Here is a 280-nt window from a genome sequence, read left to right as displayed (position 1 = left end):
CATTACACCACCACCGGCCCGGAGATCTGGCGCCAGACGGACGGGCGTATCACCCACTTTGTTTCCAGCATGGGCACCACCGGTACCATTACCGGCGTATCGCGTTTTCTGCGCGAACAGGCGAAGCCGGTAAGCATCATTGGGCTACAGCCGGAAGAGGGCAGCAGCATTCCGGGGATCCGCCGCTGGCCACAGGAATATATGCCGGGCATTTTTAATGCCTCGTTGGTGGATGAGGTGCTGGATATCCACCAGCAGGATGCGGAAAACACGATGCGCC

General features: G+C 59.3%; 1 protein-coding gene. It reads left to right on the top strand.

Going from position 1 to position 280, the window contains the following annotated elements; translation table 11 throughout:
- The coding region (locus ACODJP_RS13895) for a pyridoxal-phosphate dependent enzyme (RefSeq protein WP_422482510.1) at nt 1-280 on the top strand (280 nt) is incomplete at both ends.

Origin of the sequence: Pleomorphochaeta sp. DL1XJH-081, from assembly GCF_049310885.1 — a bacterium.
Lineage (GTDB): Bacteria > Spirochaetota > Spirochaetia > Sphaerochaetales > Sphaerochaetaceae > CAYZJV01.
This window is presented reverse-complemented; position numbering and strand designations above follow the sequence as displayed.